The organism is Salinivibrio sp. MA607 (assembly GCF_001996245.1).
Classification (GTDB): domain Bacteria; phylum Pseudomonadota; class Gammaproteobacteria; order Enterobacterales; family Vibrionaceae; genus Salinivibrio; species Salinivibrio costicola.
In genome coordinates, this window is sequence record NZ_MUFJ01000011.1 from 81772 (window position 1) to 88376 (window position 6605).

Genomic DNA, 6605 nt, shown 5'->3' on the forward strand with positions numbered 1-6605 from the left:
GTGATGCGCTTTACTGATATTTTTATCCGGCGCCCCGTGCTAGCTGCGTCAATCAGTATTCTGATTGCACTGCTCGGCTTGCAGTCTTTATTTAAGATGCAAGTTAGGGAATACCCGGAGATGACCAATACCGTGGTCACCATCACAACCAGCTATTATGGTGCCAGTGCTGACTTGATTCAGGGTTTTATTACCACCCCGCTCGAGCAAGCTGTCGCCCAAGCTGACAATATTGACTTTATGACCTCAGAATCGGTGCTGGGATCATCGACAATCACAGTCAACATGAAGCTAAATACCGATCCGAATGCCGCCTTGGCAGATATACTGGCCAAAGTCAATTCGGTAAGGGCACAGCTCCCGGCAGAATCAGAAGATCCGTCCGTATCCATGTCGACCGGCTCTACGACCGCGGTCATGTATATCGGTTTTACCTCGCCAGAACTCGACTCGAGCCAGATCACCGATTATCTTGAGCGCGTGGTTAAACCCCAATTGTTTACTGTGGGTGGGGTGTCAAAAATCGATCTATATGGCGGGGTGAAGTACGGCTTACGTGTATGGCTTGATCCTGAAAAGATGGCGGCCTTTAAGCTAAGTGCCACTGATGTCATGTCAGTACTCGATGCCAATAACTACCAGTCGGCAACCGGTCAAGCTACCGGTACCTTTATGGTCTACAACGGCAGTGCGGATACGCAAGTTTCAACGCCAGAAGAGTTAGCCAAACTGGTGGTTGATACGCAAGATGGCCGCATCGTGCGGTTAGGCGATATTGCTAACGTCTCGCTGGAAAAAAGTCACGACCGAGTCCGAGCGCTTGCCAATGGTTCCGAGGCAGTTGTCGCAGCCATTAACGCTACCCCCTCAGCCAATCCGATCAATATTGCTGCCGACGTGATGGACATGTTGCCCGAAGTGGAACGTAACATGCCCAGCAACATTGAGATGAACGTGTTGTATGACTCGTCGAATGCGATCAATGAGTCAATCAATGAGGTAATCAAAACCATCATCGAAGCCGCGTTAATTGTGTTGGTGGTTATTACTCTGTTCTTGGGCTCGTTCCGCGCGGTAATCATCCCCATTATTACCATCCCGCTGTCGCTGATTGGTGTAGCGCTAGTGATGGAAATGATTGGCTTCTCACTGAACTTGATGACGCTACTGGCCATGGTTCTGGCCATCGGCTTGGTGGTCGATGACGCCATTGTGGTGCTCGAGAATATCGACCGTCATATTAAGTTAGGTGAGTCGCCGTTCCGTGCCGCCATCATTGGTACCCGTGAGATAGCGGTGCCCGTTATTTCTATGACGCTAACACTGGCAGCCGTTTATGCCCCTATCGCCATGATGGGCGGGATCACCGGCTCCCTGTTTAAGGAGTTTGCGTTAACGCTTGCTGGGGCAGTGTTTGTGTCCGGCATTGTCGCACTAACGCTCTCGCCGGTGATGTGTGCGACCTTGTTAAAAGCCAATGCGCAACCGAGTCGTTTTGAGTTAGCGGTACATCGCTTCCTTGATGGGATGACAGATAAGTATGCGCGTATGCTCAGCAAGGTGATGGAGCGCCGTCCGGTGATCGTGACGTTTGCGGTGATTGTATTCGCTTCCCTGCCGGTGCTGTTTAGCTTTATTCCTAGTGAGCTTGCTCCGTCAGAGGATAAAGGCGTGGTGGTCATGATGGGTACTGCGCCCTCCACCGCTAACTTGGATTACATCCAAAATAGCATGGCGGAAGTGAACCAAAAACTGGACCAGCAACCCGAAGTGGCTTTCTCACAAGTCTTCTCCGGGGTACCTAAGTCGAACCAAGCCTTTGGTATCGCCTCATTAGTACCTTGGAGCGAGCGGGAAGCGAGCCAGTCTGAGGTAGTCAAACGCATGGCGAATGAAGTGAAGGATATTCCAGGTATGAAGGTCACCACCTTCGAAATGCCGGAATTGCCAGGTGCTTCCTCAGGTTTGCCTATTCAATTTGTGGTGACATCGCCCAATAACTTCGAAAGCCTGTATCAGGTAACCGCTGAAATCATGGGCGAAGTGCAATCAAGCCCAAATTTCGTTTACTCGGAGCTTAACCTTAACTTCGACTCCGCCACCATGAATATCCATATTGATAAGGATAAAGCGGGATCGTATGGCGTCACCATGCGTGATATCGGTACGACGATCGGAACCATGATGGCCGACGGCTACATTAATCGTATTGACTTTGACGGCCGATCGTATGAAGTGATCCCGCAAGTTGAGCGTAAATATCGCCTTAACCCTGAGTCGATCGAAAGCTACTACGTGAGCGCTGCCAATGGTGATTCGATACCTCTCGGCTCTTTGATTGATATTGAAGTGACAGGCGAGCCGCGCTCGTTACCTCATTTTAATCAATTGAATGCTGCGACGATTAGTGCCGTTGCTGCCCCTAGCGTGACCATGGGTACCGCCGTAGAGTGGTTTGAAAGCAAAGCGGCAGAACTGCCAAAAGGGTATCAGCACGATTATCTTGGTGAATCGCGTCAATACGTCACTGAAGGCAGTGCACTGTATGCAACTTTCTTGTTTGCGCTGGCGATTATTTACTTGGTGCTTGCGATTCAGTTCGAATCGCTACTCGACCCTCTGGTGATCTTGGTCTCAGTGCCTCTGGCGATTTGTGGCGCGTTGATTGCTTTGGCGTGGGGACTGTCATCGATGAATATCTACTCGCAGGTGGGGCTGATAACCTTGATAGGTCTAATTACCAAGCACGGTATTCTGATCTGTGAAGTCGCCAAAGAGCAGCAGTTATATCACCAAGCCAGTCGCATGGATGCGGTAAAAGAGGCTGCAAAAATTCGTCTGCGTCCGATCTTGATGACAACAGCTGCAATGATTGCAGGCCTTATCCCGCTTATGTTTGCCAGCGGCGCCGGTGCCGAACAACGCTTTAGCATCGGGATAGTCATCGTGGCGGGTCTTGCCATCGGGACATTATTCACGCTATTCGTTCTGCCAGTGATTTATACCTATCTGGCCAGCAAGCACAAGCCGCTGCCGGTGTTTGTCGAAGACGATGAGCTTGATAAGCTCGATGAAGACTATCGTGCATCACATTAATGCATCCTATTAAGGGCCTACGGGCCCTTTTCTTTTGTCATCCTTTCGACAAGCTGTACGTATTTACATAGAATAAAGACAGTTAATAAAGGAGTATTCCATGTTTGACCCGAAAAAACTTGAGCAAATGGCCAAGCAAATTCACGATGCCATGCCTCAGCCTGTCAAAGAGTTAGGCACGGATATGGAAAGCCGTGTGCGCCAAGCCATTCAAGGCCAGTTGACTAAGCTTGACGTGGTAAGCCGTGAGGAGTTTGATGTACAAACTCAGGTATTACTGCGCACGCGTCAAAAGCTCACCGAGCTCGAAGCAAAGCTTGAAGAAATGGAAACAAAGATCGGCCAATCGCAAGATAACCAGCAATAACCGATCGCATCAACGCAAAAAGCCTGACCCTCAGGCCAGGCTTATCTCTGCGTATCATTTCAACTGATGGCAGTCAGTTATCGAGCGCGATTAATTATCAAGTGCAATCTGTTTCATATCAGTCATATAGCCGCGTAACTCTTCGCCGATATATTCGATCGGGTGATGACGAATACGGTCATTCACTTCAATCAAGGTGGCGTTATCAACCTGATTAGATGTTTCTGACAATCCTTTGCCAATCACATCCGCGCCCACCGTTGGCATAAAATGCTCGCGCAACAATGGCGTCGCCACATTAGCGAACAAGTAGTTACCGTACTCTGCCGTATCGGAAATAACCACGTTCATTTCGTAAAGACGCTTACGTGCAATGGTGTTGGCAATCAACGGCAACTCATGCAATGACTCGTAATACGCCGACTCTTCCACAATACCGGACGACACCATGACCTCAAAGGCAAGCTCGACCCCAGCACGCACCATAGCAACCATCAAAATACCGTTATCAAAGAATTCTTGCTCACTGATACTGGCATCTGACTCGGGATAGTTTTCAAACGCGGTCTGTGCCGTTTCCTCACGCCAAGTGAAAAGATCTTTATCGCCATTATCCCAATCGGCCATCATGGTCGCGGAGAAATGGCCAGAGATAATGTCATCCATGTGTTTGTTGTAAAGGGGACGCATAAGCTCTTTAAGCGACTCCGACAGCTCAAAGGCTTTTACTTTCGCGGGGTTGGACAAGCGATCCATCATATGCGTGATGCCACCGAACTTCAGTGCTTCAGTGATGGTTTCCCAGCCATATTGAATAAGTATACCCGCATAGCCCGGCTCAACACCTTCTGCGATCATTTTCTCATAGCAAACAACCGATCCGGCCTGTAGCATGCCACACAGGATGGTTTGTTCGCCCATCAGGTCTGATTTTACTTCCGCCACAAACGAAGACGCTAGCACCCCTGCACGATGACCGCCGGTTGCGGCTGCCCATGCTTTCGCAACCTCAAAGCCTTCGCCGTTAGGATCATTTTCTGGGTGGACCGCGATCAGCGTCGGCACACCAAAGCCGCGTTTATACTCTTCACGCACTTCGGTACCTGGACACTTAGGCGCCACCATAACGACGGTAATATCTTCACGAATGCGCTGACCCACTTCGACGATATTAAAGCCATGAGAGTAACCGAGCGCAGCGCCATCTTTCATCAACGGCATGACGGTCTCTACGACGTTGGAGTGTTGCTTATCTGGGGTCAGATTGATCACCAAATCCGCTTGTGGGATCACATCTTGATAGCTCCCCACTGTAAACCCATGCTCGACCGCGTTTTGGTAAGAAGGACGCTTCTCATCAATCGCCGCCTGACGCAGTGCATAAGCCACATCAAGACCCGAGTCACGCATGTTTAGACCCTGATTAAGCCCTTGCGCCCCACAGCCAACAATCACCACTTTTTTACCTTTGAGGAATTCGGCCTCGTTGGCAAATTCATCGCGCGACATAAATCGGCATACGCCTAATTGTTCCAATTGTTGACGCAAATTCAGGGTATTAAAGTAGTTCGCCATAGGGTGCTCCATTGATTCGAATCCATGATTGGGTGCGTTTTCACCGCTTAATTTTGATACTACCTTAACCATCATATTGCCTAAAGTGATATATTCACAACATGACATTGCAAATAAAGCAAGAACACACCATGAACACCAAACAACTTACGGGTTTTCTTCACCTCTGTGATACCAAAAGCTATACCCGTGCGGCAAAAGCCATGCATGCTAGCCCGTCGGCTCTAAGTCGGATTATTCAACGGCTTGAGGAGGATATCGGTCAGCCGTTGTTTATTCGGACGAACAAAGCCGTTACCTTAACGCCCGCAGGAAAAACGTTATTACCCGTGGCGCGAGAAATCTTACAACTATGGCATACCACCAAAGCTAATATTAATGAACATGCCTCTTTGCTCGGCGGTAAGCTCACGCTCTTTTGCTCGGTCACCGCCAGCTATAGCCATTTACCGGAGTTAATCGCGCGTTTTCGTCAGCAATACCCAAATATCGAGCTACAACTGCTGACCGGCGATCCCGCTCAGGCAGAAGAGAAGGTGCAAGACAATAGCGCCGACATTGCCATTGCCGCTAAACCAAAGTATTTGTCGTCAAGTTTAGTCTTTCAACCCATTGATACCGTGAGCTTGTCGGTTATCGCGCCGGCAATGGCCAGCAGTGGCATTGACTTACAAGCCATTGACTGGCAACACACACCCTTAATCTTGCCCGAAGCGGGAACAGCGCGCGAACTCGCTGATCAATGGTTGGCCAGCAAAGGCATCGAGGCAAACGTCTACGCACAAATAGCGGGTCACGAGGCGATAGTCAGTATGGTGGCATTGGGCTGTGGTATTGGTGTTGCACCGGATGTGGTGATTGATAACAGTCCAGTAAAGGACAAGGTTGAGCGCTTACGCCAAGAAATCGTACAACCTCTCGAACTAGGCCTTTGTTGTAAAACTTCCCGCGCCAAAGAGCCTTTACTCAATGCCCTACTCGATACGATGCGATAATCCAAAAAGCCCCAACATCACTATCCAGGGGCTTAAACGCAAAAAACCCCAGCTTTTCAGCTAGGGTTTCTAAGTAGTGGCGGAGGGCCGGGATTGCGGACAACGGGCAGGCCATCCTGCGGGACTCATTCGCCCGCAGGGCGAACCTAGTCAATAACAAAAAACCCTACTAAATTTAGCAGGGTTTCTAAGTAGTGGCGGAGTGGACGGGACTCGAACCCGCGACCCCCGGCGTGACAGGCCGGTATTCTAACCAACTGAACTACCACTCCGCACCAATTCTGTATGACTAAAGGCTTATATCTCTTTGCTTTAATCAATTGTAATCAAAGCCTGGCGATGTCCTACTCTCACATGGGGAGACCCCACACTACCATCGGCGCTGCTTCGTTTCACTACTGAGTTCGGCATGGGATCAGGTGGGTCCAAAGCGCTATGGTCGCCAAGCAAAATTTGGTGTGTCTTCACTTTTCAGTCAAAACACGTATCTAGAAAGCTGTTTCATTCTCGCCACAATCAACTGGCTTATTTCGAGTCCAACCCAAAACCTCTTGGGTGTTGTATGGTTAAGC

At 49.6% G+C, this 6605-nt stretch carries 4 protein-coding genes, 1 tRNA gene and 1 rRNA gene; 3 read left to right on the forward strand and 3 right to left on the reverse strand.

Translation table 11 applies throughout. The features are described from left to right. Positions 1–3 precede the first annotated feature (3 nt). Together BZG81_RS07330 and ubiK are read left to right on the forward strand one after the other, a co-directional pair. Complete coding sequence (locus tag BZG81_RS07330) at positions 4–3096, forward strand: multidrug efflux RND transporter permease subunit (protein WP_077461705.1); 3093 nt, start codon at positions 4–6, stop codon at positions 3094–3096. Between the two features lie 100 nt (positions 3097–3196). Further along, a complete protein-coding gene (gene ubiK, locus BZG81_RS07335) occupies positions 3197–3463 on the forward strand; it encodes a ubiquinone biosynthesis accessory factor UbiK (protein WP_021022177.1) in 267 nt (88 codons plus the stop codon). Positions 3464–3553: 90 nt separating this feature from the next. On the opposite strand, the gene ilvC is transcribed toward ubiK, so the two are convergent. Then, on the reverse strand, positions 3554–5038 hold the full coding sequence (ilvC, locus tag BZG81_RS07340) for a ketol-acid reductoisomerase (RefSeq protein ID WP_077677074.1): 1485 nt from the start codon (positions 5036–5038) through the stop codon (positions 3554–3556). 131 nt (positions 5039–5169) lie between these two features. Here ilvC and ilvY point away from each other — a divergent pair, with 131 nt between their 5' ends. Beyond that, a complete protein-coding gene (ilvY, locus tag BZG81_RS07345; RefSeq protein ID WP_077677076.1) occupies positions 5170–6033 on the forward strand; it encodes an HTH-type transcriptional activator IlvY in 864 nt (287 codons plus the stop codon). Between the two features lie 195 nt (positions 6034–6228). Here ilvY and BZG81_RS07350 read toward each other — a convergent pair. Both BZG81_RS07350 and rrf read right to left on the reverse strand, forming a co-directional pair. Beyond that, positions 6229–6305 (reverse strand) — tRNA-Asp (locus tag BZG81_RS07350). A 59-nt stretch (positions 6306–6364) separates the two neighbouring features. Next, a 5S ribosomal RNA gene (gene rrf, locus BZG81_RS07355) occupies positions 6365–6480 on the reverse strand. Positions 6481–6605 lie beyond the last annotated feature (125 nt).

What these genes read in the sequence shown, in the direction of transcription:
- BZG81_RS07330 (WP_077461705.1), top strand. Translation starts at nt 4, where the DNA reads ATGCGCTTTACTGATATTTTTATCCGGCGCCCCGTGCTAGCTGCGTCA.
- ubiK (WP_021022177.1), top strand. Translation starts at nt 3,197, where the DNA reads ATGTTTGACCCGAAAAAACTTGAGCAAATGGCCAAGCAAATTCACGAT.
- ilvC (WP_077677074.1), bottom strand. Translation starts at nt 5,038, where the DNA reads ATGGCGAACTACTTTAATACCCTGAATTTGCGTCAACAATTGGAACAA.
- ilvY (WP_077677076.1), top strand. Translation starts at nt 5,170, where the DNA reads ATGAACACCAAACAACTTACGGGTTTTCTTCACCTCTGTGATACCAAA.